Raw genomic sequence first — 20,377 nt, 5'->3', positions numbered from 1 at the left:
ACACGACCGGACCTCGTCCGGGACGACCGGCGCAGCGCTTGGGCTGTCCGAACGGCCACGGCCGGTACGGTCACGCCCGTCGCGCTCCCCCCCGTCGCGCTCCCCCCCGTCGCGCTCCCCACCCGCGAGGTCCCTCGTGCGTCTCCCGCTGCCGCGCCGCGTCGTCACCGCGGCGCTCGTCGGTCCGCTCCTGCTCGCCGGTTGCCGGGGCGAGGACCCGGCTCCGCCTCCTCCGGTGGCGAGCGAGACGCCCGCCGAGGAACCTGAACCTGAACCTGAAGCGGAGCCCGAGCCCGAGCCCGAACCGACGGCCCGCGCGCCGCTCAGCGGGACGCTGCTGACGGACGAGGGCGCCGCGGTCCTCGCGGAACGTCCGGTGCTGATCACCAAGGTCGAGAACTCGCCCCAGGCCCGTCCCCAGGCCGGCCTCGACCACGCCGATGTCGTGCTCGAGGAGCTCGTCGAGGGTGGCGTGACGCGGTTCATCGCGATCTTGCACAGCGACCTGCCCGATGACGTCGGCCCCGTCCGCTCGGGGCGGCCCGTCGACGTCGCCATCGGCTCGGGTTTCGGCGAGTCCGTGTTCGTCTACTCGGGCGCCCGAGCCCAGGTGCAGGGGATGTTGCGTGCCTCGCCGATGGTCCTCCTCGAGGAGGGGGCACCCGGCGTACGCCGCGTCTCCGACCGCCGCCCGCCGCACAACGTCTTCATCCGCCCCGCCGAGGTCCTGGCCGCGGGGATCGAGCGGGGCGCCGGTCCGTTCTCGGTAGCACCGTGGGCGTTCGCCGATGAAGCTCCCGACGGCGCGCTCGCGTGCGCCGCCGACAGCACGGGGTGCACCGACCCCGGCGCGAGCATCACGGTTCCGATGTCGCGCTCGAACCGGACCGGTTGGACCTACGACGCTGCCGCTGAGCTGTACCGGCGCGACCAGAACGGTCAGGCCTCGACCGTGACCGGATCCGGGCGGATCGGTGCCGCCAACGTCGTCGTCCTCGCCACCCGTCACTACACCGACGGCTGCTGCGACACCAACGGTGCTCCCTACTCCGAGACCGACGTGATCGGCGAGGACGTGGCGATCATCCTCCGGGATGGCCAGCGGTTCGACGCCCGGTGGCGCAAGACCGCCGCCGATCAGCCGCTCGAGCTCCTCGGTCCCGGCGGGGAACCGTTCCAGCTCAAGCCCGGACCCACCTGGATCCACCTCCCGAGCAGCGAGGTCGTCGCCGGGATGTGACCGCCGACCACCGACGCACGGTTCCGCCCTCTGGCGGACCGGTCCGGGCGTCCGCGTCGGTACGCTCGTCCTCGACCCGTCCCGCGTCCCGTTCGACGCACCTCGGCACACCACAGGAGTCGTCCCGTGAGCGACGCCACCGCCGCTTCCCCGTCCGCCCGCACCGGTAGCGACCGCGTCAAGCGCGGCCTCGCCGACATGCTCAAGGGCGGCGTCATCATGGACGTCGTGACCCCGGACCAGGCGCGCGTCGCCGAGGAGGCCGGGGCGGTCGCCGTCATGGCGCTCGAGCGCGTCCCCGCCGACATCCGCCGCGACGGTGGAGTCGCGCGGATGAGCGACCCGGACATGATCGACGGGATCATCGACGCCGTGTCGATCCCGGTCATGGCCAAGGCACGCATCGGCCACATCGTCGAGGCACAGGTGCTGCAGTCCCTCGGTGTCGACTACGTCGACGAATCCGAGGTCCTCACCCCTGCCGACGAGGCCCACCACATCGACAAGTGGCGCTTCGACGTCCCGTTCGTGTGTGGCGCGACCAACCTCGGCGAAGCGCTCCGCCGCATCGCCGAGGGCGCCGCGATGATCCGCTCCAAGGGCGAGGCGGGCACCGGCAACGTCGTCGAGGCGACTCGCCACATGCGCTCGATCGCCGGCGAGGTCCGCCGCCTGTCGACCATGGATGAGACCGAGCTGTACGCGGCCGCCAAGGAGCACCGCGCTCCCGTCGAGCTGGTGCGCGAGGTCGCCGAGACCGGCCGTCTCCCGGTCGTGCTGTTCACCGCCGGCGGGATCGCCACCCCGGCGGACGCCGCCTTCATGATGCAGCTCGGCGCCGACGGCGTCTTCGTCGGCTCCGGCATCTTCAAGTCCGGCGACCCCGCCGCACGGGCCCGCGCCATCGTCGAGGCCACGACGCACTTCGAGGACCCGGCCGTCATCGCCAAGGTCTCGCGCGGCCTCGGCGAGCCGATGGTCGGTATCGACATCTCGCAGCTGCCGGCCGAGCAGCGGTACGCCGACCGCGGCTGGTGAGCGGAGCCACACCCGCCGCCGCCCACACCGGCGCGCCCCACCCGCGGTGGACACCGGGGGAGCGGCTCGCCGGTCGTGACCCGGTGGCCACCCCCGCGGAGGGAGCCCCGGTCGTCGGCGTCCTCGCCCTCCAAGGTGACGTTCTCGAGCACCTCCGTGCGCTCCGCCGCGTCGGAGCCGACGCCCGCGAGGTGCGGACGCGCGGGCAGCTCGACGCGGTCGACGCGCTGGTGCTCCCCGGCGGTGAGTCGACGACCATCGGCCGGCTGCTCGAGGTCTTCGACCTGCTCGACCCCGTCCGGGACCGCGTCCGGGCGGGCATGCCGGTGCTCGGGACCTGCGCCGGGATGATCCTCCTCGCTACCTCGCTCGACCAGGACCGGCCGCAGCCCCTGATCGGCGTGCTGGACGTGCAGGTGCGGCGGAACGCGTTCGGGCGCCAGCGCGAGTCGTTCGACGTCGAGCTGACGGTCCCCGAGCTCGGGGAGCCGCCGGTGGATGTCTCGTTCATCCGCGCACCGGTCGTCACCGAGGTTCGCGCCGAGGATGTCGAGGTCCTCGCCGAGGTCGAGCTCGGGCCGGTGCTGGTGCGGCAGGGCCACGTCTGGGCCGCGGCGTTCCACCCGGAGCTCACCGGTGACGACCGCCTCCACGCCGCGTTCGTCGGCTCGCTCCGCCGCGTGACGGGCTGAACGTGTCGACCGTCCGTGTCGAGCTGGTGGCGCTCGCACTCGGCCTCGGGATCGCCGCACTGGCCGTCGCCACGACCGTCGCCACCCGACACGAAACCGCGGTCCGGGGTGGACGGGTGCGCGGCCTGGCGCCCCTGGTCCCGTGGCTCGGGACGCTGGTGGTCGTGCTGCTCCTGATCCGCGGCGCCACCGCCGGCGCCCTCGTGGTGGGCGTGGTCACGGTGATCCACGCCGGCGTCACCCGCTGGCGGGCCGTGACGGCCGCCCGCCGCCACCCCTGACCCGGTCGCCCCTCTGGCCTACCGGTAGGCCAGGAGGGGCAGGGGTGCCCCTCGGGGTCTACCGGTAGATGACCCCGGTCGCCGTCGGGTGCCTACCGGTCGGCGGGAGGGGGCAGGGGTGCCCCTCTGGGTCTACCGGTAGGTGAGGAGGGGCCGGGCAGTGGAACGCATCGGACCGGAACGTTCCGTGGGCACCGGGCTCTCGGTACGGTGTCCGCAGGTCCGCGACCGGGGGAAGGTCGCACCGTCCGAGGAGCCATCGTGAGCGCGTCCACCGTCGCCCGTGCCGGAGCCGAACGGCGCACACCGACACCACAGGTCGTCCGCGGTGGCACGGTCTTCGATGGCCAGGGCGGGGACGGCGTCCTCGCCGACGTCGTGACCCGGGACGGGGTCGTCGAGGGCATCGTCGCCCCCGGCACGACCGTCGCCGGCGCCACCGAGATCGACGCCGGCGGCTGCTGGGTCACCCCCGGGTTCGTCGACCTCCACACCCACTACGACGCCGAACTCGAGGTCTCCCCGAGCCTCGACGAATCGGTGCGTCACGGCATCACCACCGCGCTGATCGGTTCGTGTGGGTTGTCGATGGCCGTCGGTGACCCGGTCGACATGGCCGACATGTTCTGTCGCGTCGAGGGGATCCCGCGCGAGCTCGTGCTGCCGGTCCTCGAACGCGCCGTGACGTGGGACTCGCCGGCCGAGTACCTCGATCACCTCGCCTCGTTGCCGCTCGGACCGAACGTCACCGCGATGCTCGGGCACTCGACGATCCGTGCCCACGCGATGGGGCTGGAACGATCGCTGTCAGAGCACGTCAAGCCCACCCGCGACGAGCTGCTCGGGATGGGTCGGCTCCTGCGCGGTGCGCTCGAAGCCGGCTACCTCGGCCTGTCCATCAACACCCTGCCGTGGGACAAGATGGACGGGGACCGCTTCCGCAGCCGCCCGACCCCGTCGGTGTTCGCGAACTGGGACGAGTTCCGGTTCCTCAACCGGGTCCTGCGCCGCTACGGGGCGGTGTGGCAGGGCGTGCCGGACGTGTCCACGAAGATCAACGTCGCGATGTTCCTGTGGGAGTCGATGCCGATCGGCCGGCGACCCCCGCTGCGGACCATGATCATCTCGCTCGCCGACCTGAAAGCCGACCGCACGATCCGGCACACCGCCGGCGCGCTCGCTCGGCTCGCCAACGAGGTCTTCGGCGCGGACCTGCGCTTCCAGTCCCTGCCGACGCCGTTCGACATGTTCGTCGACGGGATGGAGGTGCCCGTCATCGAGGAGTTCGGCGCCGGGACGTCGGCGCTGCACGAGATCGACGGCCAGAAGCGCGCCGACCTGCTCCGCGACCCCGAGTTCCGCGCCACGTTCCGCAAGCAGTGGCGCGCGTTCTTCCCCGGTCGCGCCTACCACCGCGATCTCGACGAGTCGCGGATCATCGACTGCCCCGAGCGGAACGTGGTCGGACGCACCTTCGGCGACATCGCCCGCGAACGGGGCGACGACCCGATCGACTGCTTCCTCGACCTCCAGGCCGAGCACGGCAACAAGCTGCGGTGGTACACGGTCATCGCCAACGACCGGACGGCAGCGCTGCGGTGGGTGGTCGACCACCCCGCCGTGCTCATCGGCTTCTCGGACGCCGGCGCGCACCTGCGCAACATGGCCTTCTACAACTTCGGCCTGCGGATGCTGAAGCTGGTCCGCGACGCGGAGCTCGAGGGTCAGCCGTTCATGAGCACGGGTCGCGCCGTGCACCGGCTCACCGCCGAGATCGCCGACTACCTCGGCGTCGACGGGGGGACGCTCGCGCCGGGTCGCCCCGCGGACCTGGTGGTGGTCGACCCGACCCAGCTCGATGACCGGCTCGAAGCCATCCACGAGGCACCGATGGCGGGCTTCCCCGGCCTGCAGCGCTACGTGCGTCGCAACGAAGGTGCGGTCCGCACGGTGCTGGTCGGTGGCCACGTCGCCTGGCAGGACGATGCACCGGGCGCCGGGCTGGGTGAGGTCGCCATGGGTCAGCTGCGTCGCCCGATCGACCGACCGCTCGTGGCGCGCTGACCCGACCGGTCACGCTGACCCGACCGGTCACGCTGACCTTGAAGCGCTACGGACGGAGGGTCACGTCGGGGGCCCGCACGGTCGAGCGCGGCCCGCGATGCTGTGAGCGTGTCCTCCTCCGCGCTCCTCAACGCCCTCGCCCGCCTCGTCGCGGCGGTGGTCGTGATCGTGGCGACGGCCGCGCTGCTGGCCATGCCGTTCGTCCCGGTCGTGCTCGTCGGGACCTCGACGGTCGAAGCGGTCGAGACCACCCTGCTCGACGCGCCGCCGCTGCCCGACGAGCTGCCGGTCGCCGCGCAGCTGTCCACGGTGCACGACCGCGATGGCGCGCGGATCGCCGAGCTCGCCGGTGAGATCCGACGCGAGCCCGTCGCCTACGAGCAGATCCCGCAGGTCGTGATCGACGCGGTGCTCGCCACCGAGGACTCCGGCTTCTTCGACCACAGCGGTGTCGAACACGGATCGATGGTCCGCGCCGCGGGCCGCAACCTCGCGGCGGGCGGCATCGCCGAGGGCGCCTCGACCATCACCCAGCAGTACGTGAAGATGACGCTGCTCACGCCGGACCAGACCATCGAGCGCAAGATCCACGAGGTGCTGCTCGCCGTCGAGCTCGAGAAGCGGGACTCGAAGGAGAAGATCCTCGGGGGCTACCTCAACGCCGTCTACCTCGGCGAGGGGGTCTACGGGTTCGGGACCGCTGCGGACCACTACTTCTCCAAGCCGCTCGACGAGCTCGACGTCGCCGAGGCGGCGCTCCTGGCCGGGACGATCCAGGCACCGGCGGCGACGAACGCGGTCGTCGCGCCCGACGTCGCCCGTCAGCGCCGCGACGTCGTGATCCGCCAGATGCTCGACCAGGACCGGATCACTCGGGGTCAGGCCGACGCGGCGATGGCCGGCGAGATCGCGCTCAACCTGCGCAACCGCGACTTCGGCGAGCCGTTCTGGATCGACACGGTCAAGCGCCTGATCTACGACGCGAACGCGGCGCTGCAACCGGGCCTGCAGGAGGCGGTGGGCGAGAGCGTCGACGATCGGATCGATGCGTTGTTCGCCGGCGGCCTGCGGATCGAGACGACCCTCGACCGTGGCCTGACCGCCGCCGCCGAGACCGCCATCCGCGAACAGCTCACCGACCCGGCCAGCGATCCCATGAGCTCGCTCATCAGCCTCGAGCACGCCAGCGGTGCCGTCCGCGCGTTCGCGCTCGGCCCGCAGGAGTACGGCCAGTGCGACCCGGACCAGGAGGAGCCCTGCACGCTGACCACGACCAACCCCGCCGTCCCGTGGGGTGGCGGGTCCGGCCGCCAGCCGGGGTCGGCGTTCAAGCCGTTCGTCGCGGCCGCCGCGCTCGAGGACGGGTTCGACCAGATCCCGGTCGAGGACCCGCGGCCGGACAGCGACGGCGATGGCGACGACGATGACGGCGAGGTCGACGAGAACGAGCCACTGGTCTACGACGCACCGTCGGGCGAGCTCATCCCCGGTTGCGGTGGCGAGGACGACGACTGGGAGCCCTCGAACTACGGCGGCAGCGATGCGGGCGAGGTCGACCTCGCCGAAGCGATGCGGCGTTCGGTCAACACCTACTTCATCAAGCTCGCCCGCGACGTCGGGGTCGAACGCATCGCCGACCTCGCGATCCAGCACGGGCTCCGCGGCGGGACCCTCGACACCTTCGGCCCGGTGGACTGCTCCATCGCCCTCGGTTCGGCGGACATCTTCCCGCTCGGGATGGTGCTCGGGTACGGGACGTGGGCGAACGACGGCGTGCTGTGCGAGCCCTACGTGATCGAGCGGGTCCTCGACCGCGATGGCCAGGTGCTGTACCAGCACGAACCTCGCTGCGAGCGGATCGTCGACGGGTCCACCGCCTCGCAGATGCGAGCGATCCTGCGCGGCCCGGTGTCGCCGAGCGGGACCGCGCCCTCCGTGGGCAACCGCGTCGGCGGTGGCGTGTTCGGCAAGACCGGGACGACCAACAGCTCGGTGGACGCCTGGTTCGTCGGCTCGGCGGGTGACCTCACCCATTCCGCGTGGGTCGGCTTCGAGACCCCGCGGCCGATGGAGGACATCCGCATCGACGGCCGCTACTACAACAACGTCACGGGTGGCTCGGTGCCGGCCAGCATCTGGGCCGACTACGTCGCGGACGCTGCCAGCTGAGAACCTTCGGGCGGTAGGCTCGCGGCTTCCGTGCGCCCGGCCTGGCGCGAGCACCGATCCGGGAGACCTGCGATGTCCGGCCACAGCAAGTGGTCCACGATCAAGCACAAGAAGGCGGCCAAGGACGCCCGCCGCGGCAAGCAGTGGGCCAAGCTGATCCGACAGATCGAGGTCGCGGCCCGCGGGGCGGGCACGGCCGACGTCGAGTCGTCGCCCTCGCTCGCGCTGGCGGTCCAGAAGGCCAAGGACGCCGAGGTCCCGAAGGACACGATCGAGCGCGCGTGCAAGCGCGGCGCCGGCGAGCTCGAGGGTGCGGCGGCCTACGAACCGGCCCAGTACGAGGGGTACGCGCCCGGGGGGATCGCGGTGCTCGTCGACGTGCTGACCGACAACCGCAACCGGACCGCCGCGGACGTCCGGAGCGCCTTCACCAAGGCCGGGGGCAGCCTCGCTGAGCCGGGGTCGGTCGCCTTCCAGTTCACCCGCCGTGGTCGCGTGGTGCTGGGCAAGGACGGCGTGGACGAGGACGAGGTGATGCTGGTCGGGCTCGACGCCGGCATGGAGGACCTCGAGTCTGATCCCGACACCTACACCGCCTGGTGTGACCCGAGCGACGCCGCCGATCTGCGATCTGCGCTCGAGGGCGCCGGTTTCAAGGTGCAGGAGTCCGGTTCGACGATGGTCCCCGCCACGACGGTGCCCATCGCCGAGGTGGGGGAGGCCCGCAAGGTCCTGCGGCTGCTCGACGACCTCGACGACAACGACGACGTCCAGGACGTCTACGCCAACTTCGACATCCCCGACGAGCTCATCGACGAGCTCGAGGACGCCTGACCGCGACCGTGTCCGGGGTCCTCGGCCCCGCTGTCGGTGGCTGGTAGCGTGACGAACGCGTGTTCGGTCCGCACCACCTCCGACCAGGAGCTCGCGTGTCCGCCAACCCACCGTCGCCGCCGGCGACCGTGCTCGGGGTCGACCCCGGGCTGACGCGTTGCGGGATCGGGGTCATCACCGGTCCGGCCTCACGGCCGGTCCTGGTCGACGCCATCTGCGTGCGCACGCCGCCGGGTCTCCCGCACGAGCAGCGTCTGCTGGCGGTGCACGACGCGGTCGCTGCGGCGATCGACCGGCACCGACCCGACGCCGTCGCCGTCGAGCGCGTGCTGTTCTCGGTCAACGTGCGGACCGCGATGCCCACCGGGCAGGCCGCAGGGGTCGCGCTGCTCGCCGCCGCCCGCGCTGGTCTGACCGTGCACCCCTACAGCCCCAACGAGATCAAGCTGACCGTCACCGGATCGGGGACCGCCGACAAGCGCGCCGTCGGACGCATGGTCGCCGCCCAGCTCCGCGTCGCCACCATCCCCGGCCCCCCGGACGTCGCCGACGCCCTCGCGGTGGCGCTCACCCACCTCGCCCGCTCCCGCGTCAGCGCGCTGACCGCCGCGACCCCCGCGGCGACGGCGCTGGTCGAGGCCGCCGCGTCGGCGGATCGCGCCCGCCGAGGTGGGTGGGAAGCCGTGCTCGCCGACCGCGCCAGGAGGACCGGAACGTGATCAGCCACCTGCGCGGCACCGTCGCCGCCCGTGATGCCGGGTCCGTCGTCGTCGACGTGGCCGGCGTCGGCTACCTCGTCCACGTCGCGCCGTCGGACAGCGTCCCCGCCCGCGGGCAGGAGATCGTCCTGCACACCTCGCTGCAGGTCCGCGAGGACTCGATGACCCTCTACGGCGCCACCGAGCGCGGCTCCATCCAGCTGTTCGAGCTGTTGCTGACCGCCTCCGGCGTCGGTCCGAAGCTCGCCCTCGCCTACCTGTCGACGCACCGGCCGGACGTGCTGCGCACGGCCATCGCGGCGGGCGACCTCGACACCCTCACGCAGGTGCCGGGGGTCGGTCGCAAGGGTGCCGAACGGCTCGTGCTCGAGCTCAAGGACAAGGTCGGCGGCGTCGGTGCACCCCTCGTCGGGGTGGCGGGCGCCGGTGAGGTCCAAGCGTCGGATGCGTTGACCGAGGTCCGCGACGGCCTGCTCGCGCTCGGGTACTCCTCGGCCGAGGTCCAGCCGGTGCTGGCCACGCTGGTCGGGACCGGGGACGACGTGTCCGACCTGCTGCGGCGGGCGCTGCGCACCATCGGGACGGGGGCGGCGTGACCGAGCGCGACGACCTGGTGGAACCCGCTGTCCTCCCGGGGGAGGACCGGGTCGAAGCGTCCCTGCGACCGCAGTCCCTGGCCGAGTTCGTCGGTCAGGACCGCGTCCGGCGCCAGCTCGAGCTGGTCCTGCTCGGCGCCAAGCAGCGCGGCCAGGCTGCCGATCACGTGCTGCTGTCGGGCTCGCCGGGGCTCGGCAAGACCACCTTGGCCGCGATCGTGGCCGCCGAGGTCGGGGCGCACCTGCGGACCACGTCCGGGCCCGCCATCGAACGCCCCGGCGACCTCGCCGCGATCCTGACCGGGCTCGAACCCGGCGACGTGCTGTTCGTCGACGAGATCCACCGGCTCGCTCGCCAGGTCGAGGAGGTGCTCTACCCGGCCATGGAGGACCTGAAGCTCGACATCGTCGTCGGCAAGGGCCCCGGTGCGCGTTCCATCCGGCTGGACCTGCCACCGTTCACGCTCGTCGGGGCGACCACCCGGACCGGGCTGCTGTCCTCCCCGCTGCGTGACCGGTTCGGGTTCTCGGCCCAGCTCGAGCACTACGACCCGCCCGAGCTCGAACGCATCGTGCGCCGGTCCGCGGACCTCCTCGGTGTCGACATCGATGCCGAGGGTGGCGCCGAGATCGCCCACCGGTCCCGCGGCACCCCACGCATCGCCAACCGGCTGCTGCGGCGCGTGCGCGACTTCGCCGAGGTCGAGGGGGAGGGACGCGTCGACCGGACCGTCGCCCGCGCAGCGCTGGCCGTCTTCGACGTCGATGAGCTCGGCCTCGACCGACTCGACCGGCGGGTGCTCGAGGCCCTCTGCGGCAACTTCGGTGGGGGACCGGTCGGGTTGGCGACGCTGGCGATCAGCGTGGGTGAGGAACCGGAGACCGTCGAGACGGCGGTCGAGCCCTTCCTGCTCCGTAGCGGGCTGATCCAGCGCACCCCGCGGGGCCGCACCGCCACGCCGGGCAGCTACGCCCACCTCGGCCTCACGCTGCCGGGACCCGGAGCGTGGGCGCTGCCGCTCGAGGATGCCGACCCCGTCTGACCGCTGACCCGGTCCGAGGCGCGGCCGGCCGCCTCCGCTCACACGGGTAGGGTTGGAGGCCAAACAGCCCCGTACCGAAAGGTCGTTCGACGTGGACAACGTCGGCTCGCTCGCGCTCCCGCTCATCTTCCTCGTGGTCCTCTACATGGTGCTCATCCGCCCCCAGCAGAAGCGGCAGAAGCAGCACCAGGCCATGGTCGGCTCCCTGGGCGTCGGCGACGACGTGGTCACCGTCGGTGGCCTCCACGGCGAGGTGATCGATCTGTCCGACACCTGGATGGACCTCGACGTCACCGGCGACAAGGGCGTCGTGCTGCGCGTCGAGCGCACGTCGCTCGCCCGCGTCGTCCGTGAGGAGGTCGCGGTCGTCGACGACGAGACCACCGCGTGACCGCACCCGGCGACGAGGACCTCGAACGTTCCGACCCGGCCGCGGCCGAGCGGGACCGGGACACCTCGTCGTCGGTCGACGACGCCGCAGCGGCGCGCAACGAGGATGACCCGCGCTCGCCCGCGGACCTCGCTGCCATGCGCGGCCGCGCCGATGAGGCCGACCAGCTGGCCGACCCGCTCAGCGCCATCACCGGCTCGGCGGAGGCCGCCATCGTCCGTGGCATCAACGCGGCGGACGTCCTCGTTGAGGCTCGGGAGGTCGCGCTCGACACGACGCGGCGGGCCGGGGACGGGTCCCCCGACATCCTCCACGCGCTGCAGAGCGACGAGGTCGTGTCGGCGTTCCTGAAGCTGTCGGACCAGTTCCTGGCCGCGCAGGGCTTCACCGAGCACGGGTTCCGGCACGCGAACCTGGTCGGCCGCATCGCCCACAACGTCCTGCACCACCTCGGCGCCGACGACGACCTGTGTGAGCTCGCCGCGGTCTCGGGCTACATGCACGACATCGGCAACGTGGTCTCGCGGATGAACCACGGTCTGTCGTCGGCGTGGGTCGCCTACGACGCGCTCCGCCGGCTCGAGGTCGACCCGTACCGGATCGGGGTGGTCCTGTCCGCGGTCGGCAACCACGAGGAGCAGTACGGATCGTCGGTCGGACCGATCGGTGCCGCCGTGATCCTGGCCGACAAGGCCGATGTGCACCGTTCGCGTGTCCGCAAGGGTGCCGACACGGCCGCCGACATCCACGACCGCGTCAACGACGCGGTGACCCACAGCTTCCTGCGGGTCGACAGCGACGCGGCGACCATCACCCTCGAGCTCGAGCTCGACACCGATCGCTCCACGGTCCTCGAGTACTTCGAGATCTTCCTCGACCGGATGATCATGTGCCGCCGCGCCGCCCGGACCCTCGGGTGCGAGTTCCGGATCACCGCGAACGGCGTCGCGGTCGGCTGAGCGCCGTCCGGCCGACGGTACGCTCGAACCTGGCCCGTGACACGGCCGGGGACAGCGGAGGATCGCGACGGAACCGGAGACCGGCACCCCCACGGCGCGCGAACCACGGTCCGCGCCGCTGCCGCCCGCGCGTCCGACCGGGGTCAAGGGGGTCCTGACCAACCTGCCGCTGGTGCGCCGCGGCGACACCCCCGCCGAGCTCGAGGGGCTCGCCCAGGCCATCCGCGCCGCCGGGGGGAAGGCCGATGTCCGGGACGTGGTCCGTGCCTACCGGTACGCCCACGTGATGCACGAGGGGCAGACGCGCCGCTCGGGTGAGGCCTACATCACCCACCCGGTCGCGGTCGCCACCGAGCTCGCCGAGCTCGGCCTCGGCACCGCCACCCTGGTCGCCGCGCTCCTCCACGACGTGGTCGAGGACACCGTCGCCTCGCTCGACGACATCACCGCCGGCTTCGGTGCTGAGGTCGCCCACCTCGTCGACGGGGTGACCAAGCTCGACCGGATCCGGGTCGAGTCCAAGGAGGAGCAGCAGGCCGAGACGCTCCGCAAGATGATCATGGCGATGGCCAAGGACATCCGGGTCCTGGTCATCAAGCTCGCCGACCGTCTCCACAACATGGAGACCATCGGGCACATGCCGCGCGACAAGCAGAAGCGGATCGCGCAGGAGACGCTCGACATCTACGCGCCGCTGGCGCACCGCCTCGGTATGCAGCAGTTCAAGCTGCGGCTCGAGGATCACGGGTTCCGGACGTTGCACCCCAAGCGCTACGACGAGATCGTGGCGATGGTCGAGGACCGCAACCCCGAACGCGAGGCCTACATCGAGGAGGTGATGACCTCCATCCGCGACCAGCTCAAGGAGCTGAAGGTCCGCGGGGACGTCACCGGCCGTCCGAAGCACTACTTCTCGATCTACGAGAAGATGGTGCTGCGGGGCAAGGAGTTCGACGAGATCTACGACCTCGTCGGGGTGCGCGTCATCGTGAACTCCGTGCGTGACTGCTACGCGGTGCTCGGGCAGCTGCACGCGTCCTGGCGGCCGGTCCCCGGCCGCTTCAAGGACTACATCGCGATGCCGAAGGTCAACCTCTACCAGTCGCTGCACACGGCGGTGATCGGGCCGAAGGGTCAGCCGCTCGAGGTGCAGATCCGTACCCGGGCCATGCACCACACCGCCGAGTTCGGTGTCGCGGCGCACTGGATGTACAAGGACGGCGCTCGGGGCAACAGCACCGGGGACGCCAACACCACCGGTGAGCTGCCGTGGATCGAACAGATCCTCGAGTGGCAGGCCGAGGTCGACGAACCGGGTGACTACCTCGAGTCGCTGAAGATCGACCTGTACGCCGATGAGGTGTTCGTCTTCACCCCGAAGGGTGACGTCATGGGGTTGCCCGCCGGGGCCACCCCGATCGACTTCGCGTACGCGGTCCACACCGAGGTCGGCCACCGCTGCATCGGCGCACGCGTCAACGGCCGCCTCGTCCCGCTCGAACACGTGCTGGTCAACGGCGACGTCATCGAGGTGCTGACCTCCAAGGCCGAGGACGCTGGTCCGTCCCGCGACTGGCTCAAGCTGGCGGCATCGACCCGTGCCCAGTCCAAGATCCGGGCCCACTTCAACCGCGAACGGCGCGAGGACGCGATCGGTCGCGGCCGGGACGCGATCACCCGGGCCCTGCGCCGCAAGGGCATCACCTACGCCCGGGTGATGGCCTCCGGCGAGCTGGCCGACGCCGCCACCGAGCTCAACTACAAGGGCACCGAAGCGCTGTTCCGAGCCGTCGGCGAGGGCCACCTCGCTCCCGGCACGGTCGTCACCCAGGTGGTCACCGCGCTCACCGACGTCGTCGAGCCCGAGCCCGAGATCTCCGACCTGCCGACCCAGGCGGCGCCGATCCGGATCGGTCAGGGCTCCGGCGACGACGTCACCGTCGAGGGCGACTCGAGCATGCTGGTCAAGCTCGCCCGTTGCTGCACCCCGGTGCCGGGCGACGACATCGTCGGGTTCGTCACCCGCGGGCGGGGCGTGTCGGTCCACCGCGAGGACTGTTCGAACGTCGCCGATCTCCGGGCCGGCGAGGACGACCGGTTCGTGCCCGTCGGCTGGTCCGGCGAGCAGACCGCCACCTTCCTCGTGCAGGTCCAGATCGAGGCGTTCGACCGCAAGCACCTGCTGCGGGACATCACCGCCGTCCTCGGCGACCTGCACATCAACATCACCTCGGCGCAGGTGGCCACACGCCGGGATCGCGTCGCGGTCCTGCGCTTCCATTTCGAGCTCGGCGACCCGACCCACCTCGAGTACGCGCTGCGCAGCGTCCGCCGCGTCGAGGGGGTCTACGACGCCTACCGCGTGGTCCCGAAGGGAGCCGGCACCGGCAGCGGCACCGGCACGCGCAGCGAGGCCGGTGCCCGCGCCTGAACGGGGGCCGGACCGCCCCGTTCGGTGGGGTCCGGACCTCCGGCGACGGCGCGGCCGGCTGCACCGCGCCGCGTGTCACGGGGTGAGCACGACCTTCAGCGCGCCCGTCTCGCCCGCGCGGGCGAACACGTCGTAGGCGTCGATGAAGTCGGCCATCGCGAAGCGGTGGGTGACGAACGGCGACGGGTCGATACGTCCGGCGGCGATGAGCTTGAGCAGCTTCGGCGTGGAGGATGTATCGACCAGACCGGTCGTGATGGTCACGTTCTTGATCCAGAGCTTCTCGAGGTGCAGCGTCGCCGGCTCGCCGTGGACACCGACGTTGGCGACTCGGCCACCGGGCCGCACCAGTTCCGTGCACAGCTCGAAGGTCGCGGGGTAGCCGACCGCCTCGATGACGACGTCCGCGCCGAGCCCGTCGGTGAGCGCCATCACCTCCGCGACCGGATCCTCGAGCCGGTTGTTGATCGTGACGTCCGCACCGAACTTCTTGGCCGCCTCGAGACGCTGTGGCTCGAGGTCGATCGCGATGATCCGGCTCGGACCGAACAGCTGCGAACCCTGCATCGCCGACAGACCGATCGGGCCAGCGCCGACGACGGCGACGACCGCACCCGGCTGGACCTGGCCGTTGAGCACGCCCACCTCGAAGCCCGTCGGGAGGATGTCGGCGAGCATGAGCAGCTGCTCGTCGGCGACCCCGTCGGGGACCGGGTGGGTCGAGGTGTCAGCGAACGGGACACGGACCAGCTCGGCCTGGGTGCCGTCGATGGTGTGACCGAGGATCCACCCGCCACCGCCGAGGCACTGGCTGTAGCTGCCGGTCCGGCAGTAGTCGCACCGGCCACAGGCGGTGATGCAGGACACGAGCACACGGTCGCCGACCGCGACGTTCTTGACGCCGGCACCGACCTGATCGACCGTGCCGACGGCCTCGTGGCCGAGGATGCGGCCCTCGGTGACCGTGGGCACGTCGCCCTTCAGGATGTGCAGGTCGGTGCCGCAGATGGTGACGGCGTCGACGCGGACGATCGCGTCGGTGTCGTCGATGAGCTTCGGGTCGGGGACCTCTTCCCAGCGCTTGTCGCCGGGGCCGTGGTAGACGATGGCCTTCACGTCGTGCCTCCTGCCGTGGCGCGCACGGTCGGCGCGGTCACGGGCACCCACCGGCTCCCGGGGGGTGTTGCGTCGAGCCTGGTTCATCGGGGCAGCTGCGGCCAGAGGAGGAGGTCCCGTCGGGAGGGCGTTGCGAGGCTCCCGCTAGCCTCGCGGACGTCGTGACGAGAACCTCGAAGGAGCAGCGCCCGTGACCGATCGGTTCGTGCTCGGCGTGCCGCTCGGGCGGTGGCAGACCAACTGCTTCGTCGTGGGCGATCGGGCGGCGGGTACCGCCATCGTCGTCGACCCGGGGGAGGGGGCCGAGGAGGCCGTCCCGCAGCTGCTCAGCCAGGCGGGGGTGACCTGTGAAGCGATCGCCCTCACCCACGGGCACCTCGACCACGTCTGGGGTGTCCCGCAGCTCGCGCGTGAGCTCGACGTCCCCGTCCTGCTCCACCCCGACGACCGGTGGATCTGGGACGACCCGGCCGCCGCGTTCGGTGCCCCACCCGAGCTGCTCCAGCAGCAGTTCGGGCTGACGTGGGACCCGCCGACCGACCACCTGCGCGACGTGGCGGACGGCGACGACGTCACGCTCGCCGGGACCACCTACCGGGTCCACCACAACCCGGGCCACACTCCCGGCCACGTGACCTACCTCGGCCGCAGCTTCGGGGACGTGCCCGTGAGCTTCGCGCTCGGCGATGCCGACGTGGCCACCGACCAGGTGCTGTTCTCGGGCGACCTGATCTTCGCGGGGTCGGTGGGCCGCAGCGACTTCCCCCGCGGCGACGGCGACCGCTTGCTGCGCTCGCTGGTCGAGACCGTGGTGCCACTCGGTGACGACACCCTCATCCTCAGCGGCCACGGACCGGACACCACTGTCGGGCGCGAGCGAGCCTCCAACCCGTTCCTGCACCAGGCGATCGCCCGCCACGGCTGAGACGCCGCCGTCCGTCGCTCCCTCCACCACCTCGAGGTCCCCGTGGCCACCATCGACGCCAACCCGCCCTCCGGCACCCGCGACTTCCTGCCCGCCGAGGTCGCTCGGCGCGAGCGCGCCTTCGCCACCATCCGCGACGTCTTCCGCCGGCACGGGTTCGCCCCGCTGGACACCCCGGCGTTCGAACGGCTCGAGGTCCTCACCGGCAAGTACGGCGAGGAGGGCGACCAGCTGATCTTCAAGATCCTGCGCCGCGGTGAACACGAGGCCTCCGGCGACGCCGATCTCGCGCTCCGCTACGACCTGACCGTGCCGCTCGCCCGCGTCGTGGCGCGCTACGGATCGCAGCTGCCGACGCCGTTCAAGCGGTACCACATCGCCCCGGTCTGGCGGGCGGACCGTCCCGGCAAGGGGCGCTACCGCGAGTTCTTCCAGTGCGATGTCGACACCGTCGGCTCGGACTCGCTGCTGGCCGACGCCGCGACCCTCGTGGCCGTCGCCGACGTGCTCGACTCGCTCGGCCTGTCCGGGTTCCGGGTGCAGCTCAACTCGCGGAAGGCGCTCGCCGGGCTCGTCGAGAGCTACGGCCTGCCCGATGCCGCCGAGACCGACGTGCTCGTCGCGCTCGACAAGCTCGACAAGATCGGCGTGGACGGCGTGGCCGCCGAGCTCCGCGAGCGTGATGTACCGACCGACGTGGTCACCGCCATCGCCGACGATCTCGGGTCGGGCGACCTCGACGCTGCGGTCCGTGACCGGCTGGCCGGCACCGACCGTGGCCGCGCCGGGCTCGCCGAGGTGGACCGCGTCCTCGACCTCGCCGGCGACGTGCCGGGCGGGCAGCTGGTCTACGCGCCCGTCCTCGCCCGTGGGTTGTCGTACTACACCGGGCCGGTCTTCGAGGTGGTGCACGACGCGCTGGCGGTCACGATCGCGGCGGGTGGCCGCTACGACGGGCTGATCGGCATGTTCCAGTCGAACGACGTGCCGGCCACCGGTGGCAGCCTCGGTATCGAGCGGATCCTGCTCCTGCTCGAACAGCAGGAAACCGCCGACGAGGCGGCCGATCTCGACGCGCCCGACGTGGTCGTGACCGTCATGGACGAGGACGGTGCGGCGGACGCGGTGGCGATGGCACAGCGCCTACGGGGCGCCGGCTTCTCGGTCGACCTCGAGGTCGGTGGCGGCAAGCTCGGCAAGCAGCTCAAGCGTGCCGACCGTCGCGGTGCCCGCACGGCGGTCATCCGCGGGGCCGACGAACGCGCCGCCGGTACGGTCGCCCTCAAGGACCTGCGCTCCGGCGACCAGACCACCGTCGCCGAGAGCGAGCTTCCTGCCTCCCTCGGGGCCATCCTCGGACGCTGAAGCTGCGTCCGACCCGCCCCGACCCTTCCGTCCCACCGAGCATCGAGCCCGACGTGAGCATCACCCCCCACGGCGCCATGCGCTCCGCCGCCGGCGGCGACCTGCGTGCCGAGCACGCCGGCGAGACCGTCACGATCGCCGGTTGGGTCGATAACCGTCGCGATCACGGCGGCGTGGCCTTCCTCGACCTGCGCGACCGCGCCGGCATCGTCCAGGTCGTGGCCGATCCGACCGCGTCGGACGCGCTCGAGGCCGCCCACCGCGTGCGCTCCGAGTGGGTGCTGCGGATCACCGGTGAGGTCCGGATGCGGCCCGAGGGGATGCGCAACGACAAGCTCCCCTCCGGTGACGTCGAGGTCGCCGCCACCTCCGTCGAGGTGCTGTCGATCGCCGAGACCCCGCCGTTCCCGGTCGAGGACAGCATCGACGTGTCCGAGGAGCTCCGGCTCGTCCACCGCTACGTGGACCTGCGGCGCCCGCGGATGCTGCACAACCTCGAGGTCCGCGCCCGCACCACCTCGATCATCCGACGGGTGATGGAGCGCAACGGCTTCCTCGACGTCGAGACCCCGCAGCTGACCCGCCCGACGCCCGAGGGCGCGCGCGACTTCCTGGTGCCGTCCCGCCTCCAGCCGGGGGAGACCTACGCGCTGCCGCAGTCCCCGCAGCTGTTCAAGCAGCTGCTGATGGTCGCCGGCATCGAGCGCTACTACCAGATCGCCCGCTGCTTCCGGGACGAGAACCTGCGGGCCGACCGGCAGCCCGAGTTCACTCAGCTCGACCTCGAGCTCTCCTTCGGTGACGAGGAGGACATCTACTCGCTCATGGAGGAGATGTTCGTCGAGATCTGGGACGAGGTCCTGGGTGAGCCGCTCCACACCCCGTTCCCGCGCATCACCTTCTCCGAGTCGATGCGCCGCTTCGGGTCGGACAAGCCCGACCTGCGCTTCGGGATGGAGCTCGCCGACCTCGGCGGGGTCTTCGCCGACACCGAGGTGGGTGTGTTCAAGGGCGTCCTCGACGATGGCGGGTCGGTCATCGCGGTCGCGCTCCCGGGCGGTGGCGATCTGACCCGCAAGCAGTTCGACGAGTGGACCGAGTGGGCCAAGCGTCGTGGCGCCAAGGGCCTGGCCTGGGGCGTCGTGGAGCCCGGCGAGGGGGACACCCCGACGTTGCGGAGCCCGCTGACCAAGTTCATGTCCGACGCCGAGGTGGCGGGTCTGCTCGCCGAGACCGAGGCCAACGTCGGCGACGCGGTCTTCTTCGGAGCCGGTCCGACCCGCTTCGCGCGGCAGCTGATGGGGGCGCTCCGGGGCGCCCTGGCTGAGGAACGCGGGTTGATCGGGGAGGGCGGGAGCGGATCCGGGCGCTGGGAGTTCGTCTGGGTCGTCGAACCGCCGATGTTCGACCCGGCGGCCGAGTCCGACGACCCGACCGCCGCGAACTCCGCCGGCTGGGTGCCGAACCACCACCCGTTCACCGCGCCGGCGCCGGAGTTCCTCGACGACTTCGAACAGCGCCCGGGCGAGGCGACCACCCGCGCGTACGACATCGTGCTGAACGGCGTCGAGCTCGCGTCGGGGTCCGTCCGTATCCACGACGCCGAGCTGCAGCGCCGGGTGTTCCGCTTCCTCGGCATCTCCGACGAGGCCGCCGAGGACAAGTTCGGGTTCCTGCTCCGCGGCTTCCGGTACGGCGTGCCCCCGCACTGCGGGATCGCCCCGGGCCTCGACCGCCTGGTGATGCTGATCTGCGGCGAGGACTCGATCCGCGAGGTCATCGCGTTCCCGAAGACCCAGTCGGGCGCCGACCCGATGACCGACGCCCCCGCCCCGCACGATGAGGCGGCGCTCCGCGACGTCGGCCTCCGCCTGCTCCCGAAGCCCGTCAAGGACTGACGCCGGCCGTTCTCCGTAGCGGGGTGCTGACGTGGCGCTGACGCCACACGAGCACCCCGCTACAGCTTCGGCCGCGCGAACGCGGCGCTGGGCCCTGACGCATCCCCGTCCGCTCGTCACCGCGGTGTGCAGGCGGCGCCTGCCGAGCCCCCGTCGGGGCTCACCTCGGCTGGTTCGACGGGTCGACGAGGACGCTCGGTGCCTGGACCACGGCGCGCGAGGGCGCGCGAGGGCGGGCGGTGAAGAGCTACGAACGCCCGCACGAGGTACGCGCCTCCACCCCGCGCGACCGGTGGTCGGCGGGGTGAGGCGTGCGACGCGCTAGGCGCGGGATGAGGCCATGGGACGCGACGGGCAGCGTGGTCCGTGGACGGTGGGTCAGAAGGGGAGCGGTGGTCCGACCGGGAGGCTCACGGCCGGCGGATCGGAACCGGTCGACGCGGGGCCGGCGCGGGGGACGGTGTCGGTGAGGTCGTGTCGTGGTGGTGGTGGGAGCTGCTGGTCGTGGCGGGGCTGGGTGGTCCAGGTCCGGCCGCGGCGGCGGAGCCGGTAGGTCCCGTGGGGGTCGAGGGTCTGGTGCCAGCCGCGGCGGTGTACGAGGGTGTGGTGGCGGCGG

At 72.0% G+C, this 20,377-nt stretch carries 17 protein-coding genes and 1 pseudogene; 16 read left to right on the top strand and 2 right to left on the bottom strand.

Features of this window, described 5'->3' with window-relative positions; translation table 11 throughout:
- Window positions 1–136: 136 nt before the first annotated feature.
- The 13 genes from WEB03_RS02590 to WEB03_RS02530 all read left to right on the top strand — a co-directional run bounded on the left by WEB03_RS02590 (window position 137) and on the right by WEB03_RS02530 (window position 14,457).
- Entirely contained in the window at window positions 137–1,240 is a 1,104-nt protein-coding gene (locus WEB03_RS02590; RefSeq protein ID WP_368069409.1) for a DUF3048 domain-containing protein, read from the top strand.
- A gap of 126 nt (window positions 1,241–1,366) precedes the next feature.
- Window positions 1,367–2,278, top strand: coding sequence for a pyridoxal 5'-phosphate synthase lyase subunit PdxS (pdxS, locus tag WEB03_RS02585; RefSeq protein WP_368069408.1), 912 nt, complete (start codon window positions 1,367–1,369; stop codon window positions 2,276–2,278).
- A gap of 83 nt (window positions 2,279–2,361) precedes the next feature.
- Window positions 2,362–2,970, top strand: a complete 609-nt coding sequence (gene pdxT / locus WEB03_RS02580) for a pyridoxal 5'-phosphate synthase glutaminase subunit PdxT (protein ID WP_368069407.1) — start codon at window positions 2,362–2,364, stop codon at window positions 2,968–2,970.
- 2 nt (window positions 2,971–2,972) lie between these two features.
- Window positions 2,973–3,251 (top strand): hypothetical protein, encoded by a 279-nt coding sequence (locus WEB03_RS02575; protein WP_368069406.1) that lies wholly within the window; start codon window positions 2,973–2,975, stop codon window positions 3,249–3,251.
- 261 nt (window positions 3,252–3,512) lie between these two features.
- On the top strand, window positions 3,513–5,315 hold the full coding sequence (locus tag WEB03_RS02570; protein WP_368069405.1) for an amidohydrolase family protein: 1,803 nt from the start codon (window positions 3,513–3,515) through the stop codon (window positions 5,313–5,315).
- 108 nt (window positions 5,316–5,423) lie between these two features.
- Entirely contained in the window at window positions 5,424–7,484 is a 2,061-nt protein-coding gene (locus tag WEB03_RS02565; protein ID WP_368069404.1) for a transglycosylase domain-containing protein, read from the top strand.
- 72 nt (window positions 7,485–7,556) lie between these two features.
- Window positions 7,557–8,318 (top strand): YebC/PmpR family DNA-binding transcriptional regulator, encoded by a 762-nt coding sequence (locus WEB03_RS02560; RefSeq protein ID WP_368069403.1) that lies wholly within the window; start codon window positions 7,557–7,559, stop codon window positions 8,316–8,318.
- Window positions 8,319–8,413: 95 nt separating this feature from the next.
- Window positions 8,414–9,037 carry a crossover junction endodeoxyribonuclease RuvC gene (ruvC, locus tag WEB03_RS02555; RefSeq protein WP_368069402.1) on the top strand — a complete coding sequence of 208 codons (624 nt, stop codon included), beginning with the start codon at window positions 8,414–8,416 and terminating at the stop codon, window positions 9,035–9,037.
- The gene (gene ruvA / locus WEB03_RS02550) at window positions 9,034–9,633 is read left to right on the top strand and encodes a Holliday junction branch migration protein RuvA (protein WP_368069401.1); all 600 of its coding nucleotides are present in this window, start codon (window positions 9,034–9,036) and stop codon (window positions 9,631–9,633) included. The genes ruvC and ruvA overlap by 4 nt, the downstream gene beginning before the upstream one ends.
- Window positions 9,630–10,676 (top strand): Holliday junction branch migration DNA helicase RuvB, encoded by a 1,047-nt coding sequence (gene ruvB / locus WEB03_RS02545; RefSeq protein ID WP_368069400.1) that lies wholly within the window; start codon window positions 9,630–9,632, stop codon window positions 10,674–10,676. The genes ruvA and ruvB overlap by 4 nt, the downstream gene beginning before the upstream one ends.
- A gap of 91 nt (window positions 10,677–10,767) precedes the next feature.
- Complete coding sequence (gene yajC, locus WEB03_RS02540; RefSeq protein ID WP_368069399.1) at window positions 10,768–11,067, top strand: preprotein translocase subunit YajC; 300 nt, start codon at window positions 10,768–10,770, stop codon at window positions 11,065–11,067.
- Complete coding sequence (locus WEB03_RS02535; RefSeq protein ID WP_368069398.1) at window positions 11,064–12,026, top strand: hypothetical protein; 963 nt, start codon at window positions 11,064–11,066, stop codon at window positions 12,024–12,026. The genes yajC and WEB03_RS02535 overlap by 4 nt, the downstream gene beginning before the upstream one ends.
- 172 nt (window positions 12,027–12,198) lie before the next feature.
- On the top strand, window positions 12,199–14,457 hold the full coding sequence (locus WEB03_RS02530; RefSeq protein WP_368069397.1) for a bifunctional (p)ppGpp synthetase/guanosine-3',5'-bis(diphosphate) 3'-pyrophosphohydrolase: 2,259 nt from the start codon (window positions 12,199–12,201) through the stop codon (window positions 14,455–14,457).
- Between the two features lie 75 nt (window positions 14,458–14,532).
- Here WEB03_RS02530 and WEB03_RS02525 read toward each other — a convergent pair whose 3' ends face one another.
- Window positions 14,533–15,573: a zinc-dependent alcohol dehydrogenase family protein gene (locus WEB03_RS02525; protein WP_368069396.1), complete on the bottom strand. Its 1,041-nt coding sequence runs from the start codon at window positions 15,571–15,573 to the stop codon at window positions 14,533–14,535.
- A gap of 190 nt (window positions 15,574–15,763) precedes the next feature.
- On the opposite strand from WEB03_RS02525, the gene WEB03_RS02520 reads away from it, so the two are divergent.
- Genes WEB03_RS02520 through aspS form a run of 3 tightly spaced genes read left to right on the top strand, consistent with a single transcriptional unit; the run spans window position 15,764 to window position 19,761 of the window.
- Window positions 15,764–16,498 carry an MBL fold metallo-hydrolase gene (locus WEB03_RS02520; RefSeq protein WP_368069395.1) on the top strand — a complete coding sequence of 245 codons (735 nt, stop codon included), beginning with the start codon at window positions 15,764–15,766 and terminating at the stop codon, window positions 16,496–16,498.
- Window positions 16,499–16,540: 42 nt separating this feature from the next.
- Window positions 16,541–17,863, top strand: coding sequence for a histidine--tRNA ligase (gene hisS, locus WEB03_RS02515; protein ID WP_368069394.1), 1,323 nt, complete (start codon window positions 16,541–16,543; stop codon window positions 17,861–17,863).
- A 53-nt stretch (window positions 17,864–17,916) separates the two neighbouring features.
- Entirely contained in the window at window positions 17,917–19,761 is a 1,845-nt protein-coding gene (aspS, locus tag WEB03_RS02510; protein ID WP_368069393.1) for an aspartate--tRNA ligase, read from the top strand.
- 378 nt (window positions 19,762–20,139) lie between these two features.
- Here aspS and WEB03_RS02505 read toward each other — a convergent pair.
- Window positions 20,140–20,377 (bottom strand): annotated as a pseudogene (locus WEB03_RS02505) (hypothetical protein); the annotation flags it as partial.

It is taken from the genome of Nitriliruptor sp. (assembly GCF_040882075.1).
Taxonomy (GTDB): domain Bacteria; phylum Actinomycetota; class Nitriliruptoria; order Nitriliruptorales; family Nitriliruptoraceae; genus Nitriliruptor.
The sequence above is the reverse complement of the archived record's forward strand: the minus strand, read 5'-3'. Positions and strand labels throughout refer to the sequence as shown.

What these genes read in the sequence shown, in the direction of transcription:
- WEB03_RS02560 (WP_368069403.1), top strand. Translation starts at nt 7,557, where the DNA reads ATGTCCGGCCACAGCAAGTGGTCCACGATCAAGCACAAGAAGGCGGCC.